General features: G+C 64.5%; 13 protein-coding genes. 6 read left to right on the forward strand and 7 right to left on the reverse strand.

Annotated features, from left to right (window positions below; translation table 11 throughout):
- Positions 1–6 precede the first annotated feature (6 nt).
- Positions 7–1,659, forward strand: coding sequence for a M28 family metallopeptidase (locus tag J3E64_RS08540; protein WP_253342061.1), 1,653 nt, complete (start codon positions 7–9; stop codon positions 1,657–1,659).
- A gap of 75 nt (positions 1,660–1,734) precedes the next feature.
- Positions 1,735–4,314 carry an ATP-dependent chaperone ClpB gene (gene clpB / locus J3E64_RS08545; RefSeq protein ID WP_253342063.1) on the forward strand — a complete coding sequence of 860 codons (2,580 nt, stop codon included), beginning with the start codon at positions 1,735–1,737 and terminating at the stop codon, positions 4,312–4,314.
- A 39-nt stretch (positions 4,315–4,353) separates the two neighbouring features.
- Here clpB and J3E64_RS08550 read toward each other — a convergent pair whose 3' ends face one another.
- Together J3E64_RS08550 and J3E64_RS08555 are read right to left on the reverse strand one after the other, a co-directional pair.
- Positions 4,354–4,569, reverse strand: coding sequence for a hypothetical protein (locus tag J3E64_RS08550; RefSeq protein ID WP_253342335.1), 216 nt, complete (start codon positions 4,567–4,569; stop codon positions 4,354–4,356).
- 86 nt (positions 4,570–4,655) lie between these two features.
- Positions 4,656–5,951 carry an aspartyl/asparaginyl beta-hydroxylase domain-containing protein gene (locus J3E64_RS08555; RefSeq protein WP_253342065.1) on the reverse strand — a complete coding sequence of 432 codons (1,296 nt, stop codon included), beginning with the start codon at positions 5,949–5,951 and terminating at the stop codon, positions 4,656–4,658.
- Positions 5,952–6,039: 88 nt separating this feature from the next.
- On the opposite strand from J3E64_RS08555, the gene J3E64_RS08560 reads away from it, so the two are divergent.
- A complete protein-coding gene (locus J3E64_RS08560; protein WP_253342067.1) occupies positions 6,040–7,071 on the forward strand; it encodes a hypothetical protein in 1,032 nt (343 codons plus the stop codon).
- An 85-nt stretch (positions 7,072–7,156) separates the two neighbouring features.
- Here J3E64_RS08560 and J3E64_RS08565 read toward each other — a convergent pair whose 3' ends face one another.
- The gene (locus tag J3E64_RS08565) at positions 7,157–10,180 is read right to left on the reverse strand and encodes a TonB-dependent receptor (protein WP_253342069.1); all 3,024 of its coding nucleotides are present in this window, start codon (positions 10,178–10,180) and stop codon (positions 7,157–7,159) included.
- Between the two features lie 393 nt (positions 10,181–10,573).
- On the opposite strand from J3E64_RS08565, the gene J3E64_RS08570 reads away from it, so the two are divergent.
- Complete coding sequence (locus J3E64_RS08570) at positions 10,574–11,122, forward strand: hypothetical protein (protein WP_253342071.1); 549 nt, start codon at positions 10,574–10,576, stop codon at positions 11,120–11,122.
- A gap of 7 nt (positions 11,123–11,129) precedes the next feature.
- On the opposite strand, the gene J3E64_RS08575 is transcribed toward J3E64_RS08570, so the two are convergent.
- Genes J3E64_RS08575 through xseA form a run of 3 tightly spaced genes read right to left on the reverse strand, consistent with a single transcriptional unit; the run spans position 11,130 to position 13,715 of the window.
- Complete coding sequence (locus J3E64_RS08575; RefSeq protein WP_253342073.1) at positions 11,130–11,981, reverse strand: M23 family metallopeptidase; 852 nt, start codon at positions 11,979–11,981, stop codon at positions 11,130–11,132.
- Positions 11,978–12,190, reverse strand: coding sequence for a DUF2093 domain-containing protein (locus J3E64_RS08580; RefSeq protein WP_253342075.1), 213 nt, complete (start codon positions 12,188–12,190; stop codon positions 11,978–11,980). Before J3E64_RS08580 ends, J3E64_RS08575 begins: the two co-directional genes overlap by 4 nt.
- A gap of 25 nt (positions 12,191–12,215) precedes the next feature.
- Entirely contained in the window at positions 12,216–13,715 is a 1,500-nt protein-coding gene (xseA, locus tag J3E64_RS08585; RefSeq protein WP_253342077.1) for an exodeoxyribonuclease VII large subunit, read from the reverse strand.
- A 7-nt stretch (positions 13,716–13,722) separates the two neighbouring features.
- Here xseA and purD point away from each other — a divergent pair, with 7 nt between their 5' ends.
- Together purD and J3E64_RS08595 are read left to right on the forward strand one after the other, a co-directional pair.
- Complete coding sequence (gene purD, locus J3E64_RS08590; protein ID WP_253342079.1) at positions 13,723–15,000, forward strand: phosphoribosylamine--glycine ligase; 1,278 nt, start codon at positions 13,723–13,725, stop codon at positions 14,998–15,000.
- Positions 15,001–15,068: 68 nt separating this feature from the next.
- Entirely contained in the window at positions 15,069–15,593 is a 525-nt protein-coding gene (locus tag J3E64_RS08595) for a hypothetical protein (protein ID WP_253342081.1), read from the forward strand.
- Positions 15,594–15,608: 15 nt separating this feature from the next.
- Here the strand turns inward: J3E64_RS08595 and J3E64_RS08600 are convergent, their stop codons facing one another.
- Entirely contained in the window at positions 15,609–16,385 is a 777-nt protein-coding gene (locus J3E64_RS08600) for an inositol monophosphatase family protein (protein WP_253342084.1), read from the reverse strand.
- Between the last annotated feature and the right edge of the window lies 1 nt (position 16,386).

Genomic DNA, 16,386 nt, shown 5'->3' on the forward strand with positions numbered 1-16,386 from the left:
CCGCCCATGAAAAGCCTGTTGCCGCTGGCCGCCACGCTCTTCCTTTCCGTGCCGGGCGCGCTGAATGCACAGGCCGTGCCCGCCGAACCGGTCTTTTCCGCCGCCGCCGTGCGCGCCCATGTCGAATTTCTGGCCGACGACCTGCTCAAGGGCCGCGATACAGGCAGCGAGGGCCATGAAATCGCGGCGCGCTATGTCGCCAGCCAGTTCGACGGGCTGGGACTGACACCCGCTGGTGACGCCGGCGGCTGGCTGCAACGCGTCACTTTTCAGAAAACCGACCCCGCGCCGGAACGCGCCACCCTGACCGTCACCGGCCCCGGCGGCACCAGAAGCTTCAGCCACGGCGGCGACGTGCTGATCGGCCTTAGCGCCGCAGAGCCGCATCTTGACGTCGCGGCACCGCTGGTTTTCGTCGGCTATGGTCTGGAAAACCGGCGACTTGGCCTCGATGATTATGCCGGCCTCGATGTCAGGGGGAAAATCGTCGTCACGCTGCGTGGCTATCCCAAGGGGATGCCGAGCGAGGAAGGCGCGCACCTGTCCGCGACCAAGGCGATGGTAGCCCAAAGCCATGGCGCGATAGGGATGCTGTCGCTGGGCACGATCCAGTCGATGAAGGCGCGGCCCTGGGCACGCATGGTGCAGTTCGCGGATGCGTCCGATTTCACCTGGGTTTCGCCCGATGGCACGCCCTTCGACCAGGCGCCCGGTATCCGCGCCGGCGCGTCGCTGAACGATCCGGCGGCCGAGGCGATATTCGCAGGCGCGCCGCAGGGCATCGCCGCGATCCGCAAGCAAGCCGACCGCAAGGGCGGCAAACCGAGGGGGTTTGCGCTCAGGACCAGCATTCGGATCAGGGCCGAAAGCGTCAGCCAGCGGGTCACCAGCCCCAATGTCGTCGCCATATTGCCCGGCAGCGACACGACGTTGAAGGACCAGTATGTCGTCCTGTCCGCCCATCTCGACCATATCGGCATCAGTCCGGCCAAGCCGGGCGACCCGGCCGACAAGGACCGGATCAACAACGGCGCGCTCGACAATGGCGCGGGTGTCGCCACCATGCTGGAGGTCGCGCGCGCGATGGCCATGTCGCCGCGCAAGCCACGCCGGTCGATCATCTTCCTGGCGTCGACCGGGGAGGAGAAGGGGCTGCTGGGCGCCGACTATTTCGCCCGCCACCCCGCAGTTCCGATCGGGAAGATCGTGGGCAATGTGGATCTCGACATGCCGCTGCTGCTCTATCCCTTCACCGACATCGTCGCCTTCGGCGCCGATCATTCGACGCTGGGACCGATCGTCGCGAAGGCCGTCGCCCCGATGGGCGTCACACTGTCGCCCGACCCGATGCCGCAGGAAAGCATCTTCGTCCGGTCCGACCATTATATGTTCGTGAAGCAGGGCGTGCCCGCCGTCTTCCTGGCGACCGGCTTCGCCAATGGCGGCGAACAGGCATGGGGCGCATTCCTGTCGGGGAATTATCACCACCCGGGCGACGACATGAACCAGAAGATCGACTGGGACGCCGGCGCGCGCTTTGCGGAGGCAAACTACCGCATCACCCGCGCCATGGCGGACGGCGATACACCGCCGATGTGGAACCGGGGCGACTTTTTCGGCGATCTGTTCGCGCCGAACGCAGCGAAGGCAAACAAATAAGGATATTCGCGTATCGCCCCTTGTGTTGCTTTTGGGCAACACTACATCCCGCATAGGCTGTTCCAAAGGGATGTCATGAACCTCGAGAAATTCACCGATCGCGCCAAGGGTTTCCTCCAGTCGGCGCAAACCGTGGCGATCCGCATGAGCCATCAGCGGATCAGCCCGGAACATCTGCTCAAGGCATTGCTGGAAGACCAGCAAGGCATGGCGTCCGGGCTCATCCGGGCGGCGGGCGGGTCGCCCGAAACGGCATTGCGCGAAACCGACGCGGCGCTGGCCAGGGTGCCCGCCGTGTCGGGCAGCGGTGCGCAGCAGACGCCGGGCCTGGACAATGACGCCGTGCGCGTGCTCGACAGCGCAGAGCAGGTCGCGCAGAAGGCCGGCGACAGCTTCGTTACGGTCGAGCGGCTGCTGCTTGCGCTGACGCTCGCCTCCACGACGGCGGCCGGCAAGGCGCTGGTCGCGGCAGGCGTCAAGACGGAGGCGCTCAACGCCGCCATCAACGAATTGCGCAAGGGCAAGACGGCCGATACCGCGTCGGCCGAGGATCGCTACGACGCGCTCAAGAAATTCGCCCGCGACCTGACCGAAGCGGCGCGCGACGGCAAGCTGGACCCGGTGATCGGCCGCGACGAGGAGATTCGGCGCACGGTCCAGATTCTGGCCCGCCGCACCAAGAATAATCCCGTCCTGATCGGCGAGCCCGGCGTCGGCAAGACCGCCATCGCCGAAGGCCTGGCGCTGCGCATCGCCAATGGCGACGTGCCCGACACGCTGAAAGACCGCACGCTGATGGCGCTCGACATGGGCAGCCTTATTGCCGGAGCCAAATATCGCGGCGAGTTCGAGGAGCGGCTGAAGGGCGTGCTGGACGAGGTGAAGGGCGCGGAAGGGCAGATCGTCCTCTTCATCGACGAGATGCACACGTTGATCGGAGCGGGCAAGTCCGAAGGTGCGATGGACGCGGGCAACCTGTTGAAACCCGCGCTCGCGCGCGGCGAGTTGCATTGCATCGGTGCCACCACGCTCGACGAATATCGCAAATATGTGGAGAAAGACCCCGCGCTCCAGCGGCGGTTCCAGCCCGTGTTCGTGGGCGAGCCCACCGTGGAGGATACCATCTCCATCCTGCGCGGCATCAAGGACAAGTATGAGACGCACCATGGTGTGCGCATCGCGGACGGCGCGATCGTGTCGGCCGCGACCCTGTCCAACCGATACATCACCGACCGCTTCCTGCCCGACAAGGCCATCGACCTGATGGACGAGGCCGCTTCGCGCATCCGCATGGAGGTGGAGAGCAAGCCCGAAGAGATCGAGAATCTCGACCGCCGCATCATGCAGCTCCAGATCGAGCGCGAGGCGCTCAAGAAGGAGAGCGACCAGGCGTCGAAGGACCGGCTGGCCGCGCTCGAAGGAGACCTCGCCAATCTGGAGCAACAATCGGCCGAACTGACCCAGCGCTGGCAGGCGGAAAAGGACAAGATCGCCGGCGAAGCGAAGCTGAAGGAACAATTGGACGCCGCGCGCATCCAGCTGGAACAGGCGCAGCGGTCCGGCGAATATGGCAAGGCGGGCGAGTTGCAATACGGCACCATCCCGGCGCTCGAAAAGCAGCTGGAGGAAGCGCAGAGCGCCTCCGCCGGCGCGATGCTGCGCGAGGAAGTGACAAGCGAGGACATCGCTGCCGTCGTCTCCCGCTGGACCGGCATCCCGGTCGACCGGATGCTGGAGGGCGAGCGCGAGAAGCTGCTCGCCATGGAAGCGGAACTGGGCAAGCGCGTCATTGGCCAGGCGGATGCGGTCAAGGCCGTCGCTACCGCCGTCCGCCGGTCACGCGCCGGCCTGCAAGACCCCAACCGCCCGCTCGGTTCCTTCCTGTTCCTGGGGCCGACGGGTGTCGGCAAGACCGAACTGACCAAGGCGCTTGCCGGATTCCTGTTCGACGATGACAGCGCGATGGTGCGCATCGACATGAGCGAGTTCATGGAGAAGCACAGCGTCGCCCGCCTGATCGGCGCGCCTCCGGGCTATGTCGGCTATGAGGAAGGCGGCGTGCTGACCGAGGCCGTCCGTCGCCGCCCCTATCAGGTCGTGCTGTTCGACGAGGTGGAGAAGGCGCATGGCGACGTGTTCAACATCCTGCTCCAGGTGCTGGACGACGGCCGCCTGACCGACGGGCAGGGCCGCACGGTCGACTTCACCAACACCATCATCGTGCTGACCAGCAACCTGGGCAGCCAGCATATCGCCGCGCTGGGCGACGATGATCCGGTGGAGAAGGTGGAGGATCAGGTGATGGACGTCGTGCGCGCCCATTTCCGGCCCGAGTTCCTGAACCGCCTGGACGAGATCATCCTTTTCCATCGCCTGGGCGCGGGTCATATGGCCCCGATCGTCGACATACAGGTGGCGCGGATCGGCAAGCTGCTGAAGGATCGCAAGATCAGCCTGGACCTGACCGATGGTGCGCGAGCCTGGCTCGGCCGCGTCGGATATGACCCCGTATATGGCGCGCGGCCGTTGAAACGCGCGGTCCAGCGCTATCTTCAGGACCCGCTCGCCGACCTGATCCTGCGCGGCGAAGTGCCGGACGGCGCGACGGTGAAGGTGGAGGATGGCGACGGCGCGCTGACGTTGAGCGTGCGTTGAAGCGTGATGTAAAGGTCGGCCGCTTCCGCGCGGCCGGCCTTATCCGTTGGGATTCATGCCCGCCCGACTGCGCGTGATCAGGTCATCGGCATCGCGATTCTGTTGTTCGCTAATCGATCGCCATTCGGCATTTGTCTTGCATATCCGTTCCTTGCGCACCAGCGATCCGGTAACGTCCAGCCGCTTGCACCGAACCGCGTTGGGATCGTTCCGGTCCAATTTCGGCTTGTCCTCCGCCAGCGCTGGCATCGCCATCGCGAACAGTCCGGACACAATTACAGCCTTGAGAACGCGCACACCTAATCTCCCGGATCCGACGCATGCCTTATGCGCCAATCATGTCATCTGCCGATCACGGAATCGCGTGGTCGGCTGGCGTCAGCCATGCCGTAAAATTGCTTCAGAAGTTCCTGCTCTTCAAGTGACAAATGTGGATTCCATACGTCAAAGATCAATATGACACGCAAATGGTCACTGTCGTTCCAGGCTTCATGATCGATGGTATCGTCGAAGGCGAATGCTACGCCTTCTTGCCATGATCGGGTTTCGCCGCCCACGCGGAAGCCGCATCCGGGTGGTACGATCAACGGGAGATGAATGATCGCGCGCGTGTTGGTAACCCCGGTATGTGCCGGTATCCGGCTTTTCGCCTTCAACAGCGAGAAAAAGGCCGAGGGCGCGCGACCGGGGATATGCATGCCAGGCAGAGTTTCCAGTGCGGCGGCCGTAGCCGGACACGCGGCACACACTGTTTCGTTTCGTTCGCCATATTCCCACAGAAAGGCCGCACCCCAGTCAAGCGTCCCGTCGAGCGCCGTCCATTTATTTTGCGGCGTTCCCGCGTCCTGCTGTACGTAGGGCCGAACCGACGCACCGGCCTTTTCCAGCATTGCGAGGCATTCGGCGCGGATCACGTCGGTCTGCGCCTCCAGATCGGCCATCCATGGAAAATGAGACCGGTCGAAAAATTCGTCGGCGGGCAGAAAGGGATAGTGCAGCCCCGAGCAATGATTTTGATAAATCTCGCGACGTCCGAATTCATGATCCAGACAGGCCTGAAAGCGCCTGCGCACCAGTGGCTGTGCATTGCCCAGATGATCGGCGACACCAGCTTCAATGAAATCGGCAAAGGCTGCCTTGTGGGCACTGACGAAACGGCGCGCCTCGTCCAGCGTGGCCGCCAGTTGCGGCGGTATGTCTGGCATGGCGCTTGTCAGCGCCAAGACCTTGCCCCAGCTGTCCGCTGCGGCCTGATCTTCCTTCATCCTTTGCTGGAGCTGCGCCATGCGTATCTGCGCCATCAGGTTCCGCTGGTCTATCGCGATAGCGCGATTCAAAGCGGCGCGTTCCCCATCCGCATTCACGAGCCCGCGTTCGGCCGACGCGAGGTTCATCCAAAGGGCCGGTTCGCCGGGATCAACCTGCGCGGCAGCCGTAAAATGCATCCGTGCCGAGGAAAAATCGCCTTGCTCCAGCGCGATCAGGCCCAACAGGTTCAACGCTTGCGGCTCGGCTGGATGTCGCGCAAGTACGCTCTCCAATATTTTTTTCGCTTCGGCCGATCGGCCGGTTCTTCTGGCTTCCACCGCCTGCTGCAATGACCGACCGATAGCTGCGTCCATAAATTCCTCGCTCATCCACTCTGGCTACCAAAAGCGGGGTTGCTGACAAACAGGATAAATCCGTGCCTTGTGCGGGACATATCGCCATGTTTAGGCTGACGCCATGAGCAGCCGGCCCTCCTCCGTCCGAGACATTGTCCGCAATCCCGAATGGCTGGCGCATCGCTACGATCCCGGGCACGACGCCGTTCACTTTCGCCAACTCTCACGCAGCGGCCGCAAGGACATACCGTTTTTCACGGACGAGCATCTCGGAGCCGCACCGCAGCTGGTCCTGCGCCGCGCCGATGTCATGGAACAAGCACCGGCCGCGGCACCGCTGCATTTCCTGTTTCACTCAGCCTATTGTTGCTCCACCTTACTCGTATCCGCTTTCGATATCGTGGGCGTCGCGACCGGGTTGAAGGAACCCGTGCTGCTCAACGATCTGATCGGCTGGCGTCACAGGGGGGCGAAGGGCCGGGATGTGGCGCAGCTTCTCGACGATAGTCTGACGCTGCTTGCTCGACCATTCAATGCGGGCGAGGCGGTCATCGTCAAGCCATCCAACATCGTCAATCCGCTGATTCCAGCGATCATGGCGATGCGCCCCAATGCCCGAGCGGTGCTTCTCCATGCGCCCCTGGATGCATATCTGGCATCCATTGCGCGCAAGGGTATGTGGGGGCGGATCTGGGTCCGTGATCTTTTCGTCAAATTGATTCGCGAAGGCATGCTTACGACGCTGGGCATTCCATCCGACGATTATCTGGGCTTGACCGATATTCAGGTCGCCGCCGCCGGATGGCTGGCCCAGCAGGCCCAATTCCATATGCTCGTCAAACAGCTTGGACCGCGGGTCGCGACGCTGGACAGCGAAAGACTGGTGGCGATGCCGAGAGACAGCATGCGCGCCATGGGCAGCCTGATGGACCTTGGACTGACCACGGACATGATCGATGTCGCCGTTTCCGGCCCGGTCTTTGCAAAGGACGCCAAAAGCGGACAGGATTTCAAACCTGGTTCACGCGCGCAAGCGGCCCGGCAAGGGATGGAAATCCACGCCGACGAAATCGAGAAGGTTTCCCAATGGACCCGCATGGTCGCTTCCAACGCAGCCATTCCACTCACGCTGGAACGTTCGTTGCTCGGCTAGGCGCTCGCTCGCCGGCAAGGTTTGCGCACGAATAAAAAGGGCCGGTCTTTCGACCGGCCCTCCTTTTTTATCACTGGTCCGAAGATCAGAAGCTGAATTTCACCGCCGCAGCGTAACGACGGCCCAGCGCGTCGTAGGTCGACGGGTAGACGTTGCCGCTGTTGTAGCTGGTCGATCCCAGCGTGTTGCCGACCACCTTGGGCTTGTTGTTCAGCATGTTCTGAACGGTCAGCGTCAGGGTGATGTTGTCGGACACGTGGAAACGGCCAGTCAGGTCGAAATAATGTTCGGCCGGGATCTTGCGGAATTCCGGATCCACCACGCAACCGCCTTCATCCGTCGTCGTCGGATTCGGACAGTCGTCGGGGAAGTCCAGCGCCGTGTCGATATCATCAGCAAGCTGCTGAGGCTCGAACTTGACGGCGTCGATGTAGCGCCACAGCAGCGACACGTCCACGATATCGAACGACAAAGTCGTGCGCTGCGAGAACTGCCACTTCGGTTGGATCGACGCGCAGTTGACCGAATAATAGCCAACGCATTCGCGATCAATCGAGGTCGGCGTCGCCTGGAACTTCGAGCTGTTGGTCCAGTTGCCGGTCAGCGCCAGCGACAGCTTGGCGAAACCGATATCCTTCGCATAGTTCAGCGAGAAATCCACACCATCGGTCTTGAGCGTGCCCAGGTTCGACAGACCCAGATACAGGCCCGGCGTCGTCGCAGCTTCACCGAACAGGTTACCGGTCAGCGGGTTACGACGAATGATGGTGCATGCCGGATCGGTGGCGCTGGAAGCGGTCACGTTACCGAAGCAAGCTGCGATGGCGTCGCCCGGAGTGGGCGAGGTGATCGCGTCCTTCACCTTGATGTTGTAATAGTCGACCGTCGCCGAGAAGCCCGGGAAGAAGGTCGGCTGGAACACAGCACCAAGGGTCCAGCTGTCGGACTTTTCAGGGCCGACATTGAGGTTGCCGCCACCGGTGTAGTTGACCTGACCCGCCGGATCATTTTCGATCAGACCGATCTGGCCACCCGGAGCGCCCTGCGCAAGGCAGACCGCCGCGAGATTGGCGTTGCCAACCGGAGCAGCGCCGGCGCAGGGGTCAATCGTCAGGTTGGTCAGCAGAGTGTTGTTCGGGGTGAACAGTTCCGCGATGTTCGGCGCGCGAACCGCACGGGCGTAGTTGCCGCGGATCTTGAAGCCGTCGACCGGAGTCCAGCTACCGCCAGCCTTCCACGTGGTGGTCTTGTAGCTCGGGTTGCCCGGCGCATCGACGCTATACTTGGAATAGCGAATGCCGGTTTCGAGTGTCAGATCCTGGAAGAAGGGCTTGTCCTGAACCAGCGGCAGAACGAGTTCGCCGAAGGCTTCATAGACATCGTAGCCACCATCGATGTTCGGTGCGGCACCACCGGCGCCACCCAAATCACCCGACTGCGACAGCAGGTCCGATTCTTGCGACGCGGTATATTTGCGATATTCGCCACCGATCGCGAAAGCCACCGCTTCGCTGGCCCACGGGACGGTCCAACCGAAGTCACCGTTGATCTGTCCGCGCGCCTGAGCCAGCGAGGTCTTGGTCACGACCTGGCTGTCCGCCGTCAGGAACGCGTTCATCGGGTCCGTGATCGAACCGTTCGCGCCAAAGGCGTTGAGCGGAACGCAGCCATTGGTATCGCTGAGGCAGGTAGCCGTGTTGGTCGCCAGCAGAGCCTGGCGAACGCGGCTGTTGAGCCAGTAACCCGACTGCGTCTGCGTCTGATCGCTCTCGCCATAGGCGCCCGACACGTCCCAGCTGATCGTGTCGGTGATGCCGCCACGGAAGCCGAGCTTGTAATCGAAGAAGGTGGTCGTGAATTCCGAGATGCGCGGCCCGAGTTCGACAGCACGACGCGAGAACGCGGTCGTGACTTCGCGGTAGTTCGGGTCGGTCGGGTCGGTCGCAAGCGCGGCCGCGTCGCATTCCGCCTGGGAATAGAGCGGCTGGTAGACGCCAGCGGCCGAGTTCATGTCGCGAGCGCAGAAGGCGTTACGCTGAGCGGTCGACAGATAGGGATTGCTCAGCGGGACCTGCACGGCGATGCCGAACGAACCCGACGGCGCGATGATGGTCTTGACCGTGTTCTTCGAGAAGATGCCACGGGTGTAGACTTCGACCGCGTCGCTCACTTCGTAACGCGCCGCACCGAACATGTTGAAGCGTTCGAACGGGGTCTGGAAGATGTTATAGGGGTTGAAGTTGAACGGATCGAACGCGCTGGTGGTGCGGAACGCCGTACCGTCAGGCGTGATCTGGCGCGTGCCGTTGCCGTTGTCGACGCCAAGGGCGTTGACGTTGGAGAAACGCGACGGAGTCGAGGTGCCCGATCCGCCGACCGAACCGCTGTAGGAGTCGACCTGGTCGATCGAGAAGCTCCGCTGGCCCTGATAAACGGGATCCGACTGCTGGTAGCCGATGGCGAAGACGGCGTTGCCGCGGCCGTCGTCGAAATTCGCACCGACGGTGACGTCAGCGCGGAAATAATTGCCGTCGCCTTCATCCGTGATCTGGTTGGAGATATTCGCTTCCAGGCCAGCAAAGTCGCTCTTCGTGACGAAGTTCACAACGCCCGAGATAGCATCTGCACCATAGGTCGTCGAAGCACCGCCGGTCAGCACGTCGACGCGCTCAACAAGCGCGACAGGCACGTTGTTAAGGTCGAAACGACCGTTCAGTTCGGCCGGAACCAGGCGATCGCCGTTCAGGAGCACAATGTTGCGGTTCGAACCCAGGCCACGCAGGTTGACGAAGGAAGCGCCGCCGTTGCCGTTATTGACCGCGGAACCGATGCTCGGAACGATGCCGGGAATTTCACGCAGAATATCTTCGGCGGTATTGTTCTGCTTCAGCTCGATCTGATCGGCCGTGGTGGCCAGAACCGGCGTGGCGCGTTCCAGGTTCGGATTGCGGATAAGCGACCCGGTAACGATGATGGTGTCGCCTTCAGCGGGCGCATCCGCCGCCTGCGGCGCGTTCTGCGCGAACGCCGCCGTCGCGATCAGCGACGCGCCGAGGATCGCCGGTGCGGCGCTGGCACGCAAAAGTGCCCTTTTCGAAAATGTTTTCACGGTCCAGTCCCTTGCTCTGGAGTATGGCAGAATGATTTGCCTCTGAATGGCCCGTATGGAAGGAGATAGGTGCCCGACAGCGATCCCCCCATATGGATCGTCCGAAATTGCGCGGGGTTCACTCCGCTGTAAAGCAGGTGAAGGTGACATGAACCGCTTTTGAGCGCAGTTGTATCATAATTGCAACACGCGGCGGCCGCGGATGTTTAACGTTCGTTTTGCAAGAAAATTATGTGCTGGACCAATCGTTTGAAGGAATGCTGCCAGACGGACGGTCACGAGACGTTCAATGTGACACGCGATGGCGCTCATCGTATCACCGGGATGATATTGACCTGCCCGCGGTGCAGTGCGAGCAGAAGCCATTATGACGGAATGAAAGAGGAACGCTCCATGAAACGCACGCATGGCTGGACGCTGGCCGTTTCCCTGGCGCTCGCAGCGAGTGTCGTTCAGGCAGCGCCGAAGACGCAGCAGCCGCGACCTGAAATCTTCACGAATCTGCTCCAGTGCCGTGGCGTCTCCGATGATGCTCAGCGGCTCGCCTGTTTCGACAGGCAGGTCGCGGAAATGGATGCAGCGGCGCAGCGCGATGAAGTGGTCGTGCTCGACAAGAGCGAGCTGAAAAAGACACGCAAGACGCTTTTCGGTTTTTCCTTCCCGAAACTGCCCTTCCTTGGCGGGGGCGACGATGCGGACGAGCGGGAAAAGGACGAAGAAGGCTTCAGCCATATTGAGGCAAAGATCGCCTCGCTTCGTAGCCTCGGCTACGGCAAGTGGCAGATCGGGCTGGACGACGGCGCGCTGTGGATGACCACGGAGGCGATCACCGGGCGCGACCCCAAGGTGGGACAATCGATCACGATCGAGCGCGCGGCGATGGGCAGCTTCATGGGGAAGGTCGTTGGCGGACGCGCGGTGCGGATGAAGCGGGTAAGCTGACCCCCCGTCATCCCGGCGGCATCGGCCCGGCGATCAGAAGCGGGTCGATGCGGGCGTCGTTCCATTTCATGCCCCAGTGCAGGTGCGGACCGGTTGCGCGACCGGTAGCGCCGACCGCGCCGATTCGCTGCCCCTGGCGGACATGATCGCCCATCCTCACGTCGATGCGCGACAGATGGAGGAAGGCGCTGTTGAGGCCATGGCCATGGTCGATCATCAGGAGATGGCCCTCCAGCGTGAAAGGCGCGTCACTTGCGGCCAGGATGACGACACCGTCGGCGGGCGCCACAACCGGTTCTCCGGTTGCGCCGGCAATGTCGACGCCGCCATGATAGGACCCGGGCTGCCCCTGATAGATGCGCTGCGCGCCGAACAGGCCGGAAATGCGGCCAGTGCGCGGCCAGATGAATTTTTGCCGCCATCCCTGCGCGTCGGTCACCATGGCCCGGGCCGCCGCGATCCGTTCCAGTTCGGGGCGGCGCAGCGCCAGAAACGCCTCGCTGTTCCTGGTGGGGCGCAACGGCGCGTTGACCCGTTCCAGTCGCCAGGCGCGCGGTGCCACGGTCAGCGCCTTGCGCACGACGGTACCGTCGGCCAGCCGGGCGGTGAGTTCGGCCGTCGGCGCGGCGTCGCGATCGAACGCGATCAGGAAACGGCCGTCGGCATCGACCGGCACGGGCTGATCGCCCAGCTTCACCGCCACGGCACCGGCCGGCGCGGTCCCGATCTGGGCACCGCCCTGCACCGGGTCGCCGGACAGGGAAAAGCCGCGCGTCCCGGCCGGCGATGGTGCCTGCGCCGCGACCGCGCCGGCAATCGCCAGGGCCAGGGCAGCGGCAACGACGATCCTGACCGTCACGCCGCTCCGCCCGGCTTCAACTCTGCCTGCGCCGAAGCCCGCGCATCGGCATAGGCCTCCTGCCGCGCGACACTCCAGTAGCGCAATTCGTCGAGCGCGATCTTCCGGCGGGTGACCGCGCACAGCACATGGTCACCCGCCTGCAGGACGCGGAAACTGTAAGGCAGATAATGCAACCGGGCGATCCGGTCGCGGTTGGACATCAACATGGGGCGCCCTTTCCAAATGGCGGCTTCATTGCGAAAACAGGTCCTGCTGGCGTGTCGCGTCCGGCGCGGCGGACTTGCGCGGCGAGCGCGGTGACGCGGACGGCACCGGATCCGCGCCGCCGTCCGCCTGATCAGCGGTCTGCCCGACCGTCGCGTCGACCGTTCCGTCGCGAAAGTGCATCACGACCTGCCCCGCCGCGCGCGCCGCGCCGACCGACTCTATCAGCCGTCCCTGCGCCATGATCCGCGCATAGCCGCGTTGCAGCGGCAGGTCCGGGTCAAGCGAAGCGAAATGGCGCGACACCCGGTCGAAGCCAGTCACCCTGTCGGACAGGGCGCGCGTCAAATAGTCCGGCCGCATCGCCAGCCTGTCGAGCCGCTCACGCGCCCGCACGACGTGCTGGCGCAGCAGGGCCGGCCGCAGCGCACCTCCCGCCTGCCCCAGATGCGCGCGAGCATCCGCGATGCGATGGCGCAGGCCGCCGACGAGCCCGTCCGCAAGCTGATCGAGCCGTTGCCGCTGTGGACTGAGCAGCATGTCCGGGGTCGGCATCAGCCGCGCCTGCATGTCGAGCCGCTCGCGCGCCTGGCCGACGCCGCGCCGCGCCGCCCGCCCCATGCGCAGCCCCATTTCGGAGAGGCCCGCCAGAAGTTCCGCGCGCACCGGAACGGCCATTTCCGCCGCGGCGGTGGGCGTGGGCGCGCGTCTGTCGGCGGCATAATCACAAAGCGTCGTGTCGGTTTCATGCCCGACCGCCGAGATGATCGGGATCGTGCAATCGGCCACGGCGCGCACGACGACCTCTTCGTTGAAGCTCCACAGATCCTCGATCGATCCGCCGCCCCGCGCCACGATCACCAGATCCGGACGGGGCAAGGGACCGCTGCCGTCCATCGCGGAAAAGCCGCGCACCGCACGCGCGACCTGTTCGGCCGCGCCCTGCCCCTGCACCAGCACCGGCCACAGCAGGACCTGCGTCGGGCAGCGGTCGGCAAGCCGGTGCAATATGTCGCGGATCACCGCGCCGGTGGGCGATGTCACCACACCGATCGTGCGCGGCAGAAAGGGCAGCGGCTTCTTGCGTTCGGGCGCGAACAGACCTTCGCCCGCCAGCTTCGCCTTCAGCTTTTCCAGCAACGCCATCAACGCGCCTTCGCCGGCCAGTTCCATCCGGTCGATCACGATCTGATATTTGGACCGTCCGGGATAGGTGGTAAGCTTGCCCGTGGCGATCACCTCCACGCCGTCCTGCGGCGCGAAGGCCAGGCGCTGCGCCCCGCCTTTCCACATCACACCGTCCAGCACGGCATTGTCGTCCTTGAGCGCGAGATAGAGATGCCCCGACGCCGCCCGCTTGAAGCCGGAAATCTCGCCGCGCAGCCGGACATGGCCGAAACGGTCCTCCACCGTGCGCTTGAGCATCCCCGACAATTCGCTGACGCTGAGCGGCGGCGCGTTGTCGCCCGCCCTTTCCTCCGCTAACAGGCGGCCCGAACTGTCATGGGCATCATATTCCGGGGACATGGGCGAGATGAACATCCTTCTGCTTGGCGGCGGCGGCCGCGAACATGCGCTGGCATGGAAGCTGGCGCAATCGCCGAGCCTCGAGACGCTGTATGCGGCGCCGGGCAATCCGGGCATAGCGCAGCATGCCACGCTGGTCGACCTCGATGCGGCGGATCACCGCGCGGTGCTGGATTTCTGCATCCGCCATTCGATCGGCCTGGTAGTGATAGGACCGGAAGCCCCACTGGTCGACGGGCTGGCCGACAATCTGCGCACAATGGGCGTGTCCGTGTTCGGTCCCAACAAGAAGCCTGCGCAGCTCGAAGGATCCAAGGGCTTCACCAAGGATCTTTGCCGACGCGCCAACATCCCCACCGCCGCCTATGTGCGCGTCACCAGCAAGGATGGCGCCGTCGCCGCACTCGATGACTTCGCGCTGCCGGTCGTCATCAAGGCGGATGGCCTGGCCGCCGGCAAGGGCGTGATCATCGCCGAAACCCGCGATGATGCGCTGGAGGCGCTCGACACCATGTTTTCGGGGGCGTTCGGGGCGGCCGGCGAGGAAGTGGTGCTGGAGGAATTCATGACGGGCGAGGAAGCGAGCTTCTTCGCACTGACCGACGGCAGCGCCATCCTGCCCTTCGGATCGGCGCAGGATCACAAGCGGGTGGGCGACGGCGATACCGGCCCCAACACCGGCGGCATGGGCGCATACAGCCCGGCCCGCGTGCTGACCCCCGACCTGGAGGCGCAGGTGATCGAGCGGATCGTCAAGCCGACGGTCGACACACTCGCTGCGGAGGGCATCCCCTATTCCGGGATACTCTATGCGGGGTTGATGCTGACGTCCGAAGGGCCGAAGCTGATCGAGTATAATGCGCGCTTCGGCGATCCCGAATGCCAGGTGCTGATGACCCGCTTCGACGGCGATCTGGTGGAACTGCTGCTGGCCGTGGCGCAGGGCAGGCTGGCGGAGCAGGGTCCGGTCACGCTGGCGGAACGCACCGCGCTTACCGTCGTGATGGCGGCCAACGGCTATCCCGGCACGCCCGAAAAGGGCGGCGCGATCACCGGCCTCGCCGCCGCCGAAGCGCAGGGTGCCAAGGTCTTCCACGCCGGCACGGCCGACAAGGACGGAACCCTGGTCGCCCATGGCGGACGCGTGCTCAATGTCACGGCCACGGGCGATAGCGTGCAGGCGGCGCAGGCCGCCGCCTATGCCGCCGTGGACGCGATCGACTTTCCCACCGGCTTCTGCCGCCGCGACATCGGCTGGCGCGAGATCGCGCGCGAAACCGCGTGACGCCCTTGCCCCGGCCACATAACCGCCCTTAAATAGCGGAACAGGAAGAAACAGGGAGGCGAGGCACGATGCAGGAATTCTTCATGGACTATGGCCTCTGGCTGCTGATCGCGCTGCTGGTCGTGATCGGCCTGGTCTTCCTGTTGTCGGGCAAGGGGAAGGCCGAGGAACCAGTCGCCCCACCTGCGCCGCCTGTCGCCGAAACGACGCCCCCCATCGCCGGCGCGGCGCCGGAACCCGAACCCGCACCCATTCCGGCCTCTCCTGCGGTAATCGAACGCAAGCCGGTGGAGGAACCCGCCCCCGCGCCCCAGCCCACGGCCATATCCCCGGCCGCGACGGTGCCGCCCGCCGAAACGGACGATCTTCTGAAGCTGAAGGGCGTCGGCCCCAAGCTGGGTGCGCTGCTGCTTGACCTGGGCGTGACCCGGTTCGCCCAGATCGCCGCCTGGACCGACGCCGACATCGCCGCGATCGATGCGAGACTGGGCAATTTCAGGGGTCGCCCGGTCCGCGACCAATGGGTCGACCAGGCGAAATATCTGGCATCGGGCGATATTGCCGGATTCGAAGCCAAATATGGCAAGCTCTGACGCGCATCGGCGCGATTAGCCCAGTATCTCCCGCGCGCGCGGCGCCAGCCGCTCCACCGCCGCGTCATGGATGCCCGGCGCGGTGCACAGAACGCCGAACGCGGTGGGCCTGGGCCGGTTGAAACGCAGCCCCGCGCCCAGCGCGTCGGTCACCGTAGCGCCCGCCTCCTGCGCGATCAGGGCAGCCGCCGCTATGTCCCATTCATTGCCCCAGCGTACCGTCGCAACCAGATCGGCCTCGTCGGCGGCGACCATCGCCATGCGCAGGGCGATGCTGTTCGGCTTGCCGACCGCGGTCAGGTCAGCGTCAGCGCGCGGCAACTGGTCGGCCGGAACCCGCGCGCCCGACAGGGACGTGCGGTCGCCCGCGCGCAGCGGCCGTCCGTTACGCGTCGCCCCGCCACCCGCGCGCGCCAGCCACAATTCGTTGCGGGCCGGTGCCGCCAATATGCCGATCCGCACCGCGCCATCCTCCACCAGGGCGACCGAAACGGCCCATCCCGCGCGCCCGCGCAGATAGTCGCGTGTCCCGTCGATCGGGTCTACTACCCATATGCGCGGCGCGGACAGTCGATCGGCGGTGTCCGCCGTTTCCTCCGAAAGCCATCCAGCCGACGGGTCGATTCTGGACAGCCGTTCGCGCAGCATCGCGTCAACCGCCAGATCGGCTTCGCAAACCGGCTGGCCGGGCGTTTTTTCCCATTGTTTGACGCGGGTCTGCCCGCCGGCCCACAGGGCAAGCGCATGGTCGGCCGCATCGGCCACGGCCGACACCAGCGCCCGTTCGTCCATA

The organism is Sphingobium sp. OAS761 (genome assembly GCF_024168485.1).
Lineage (GTDB): Bacteria > Pseudomonadota > Alphaproteobacteria > Sphingomonadales > Sphingomonadaceae > Sphingobium.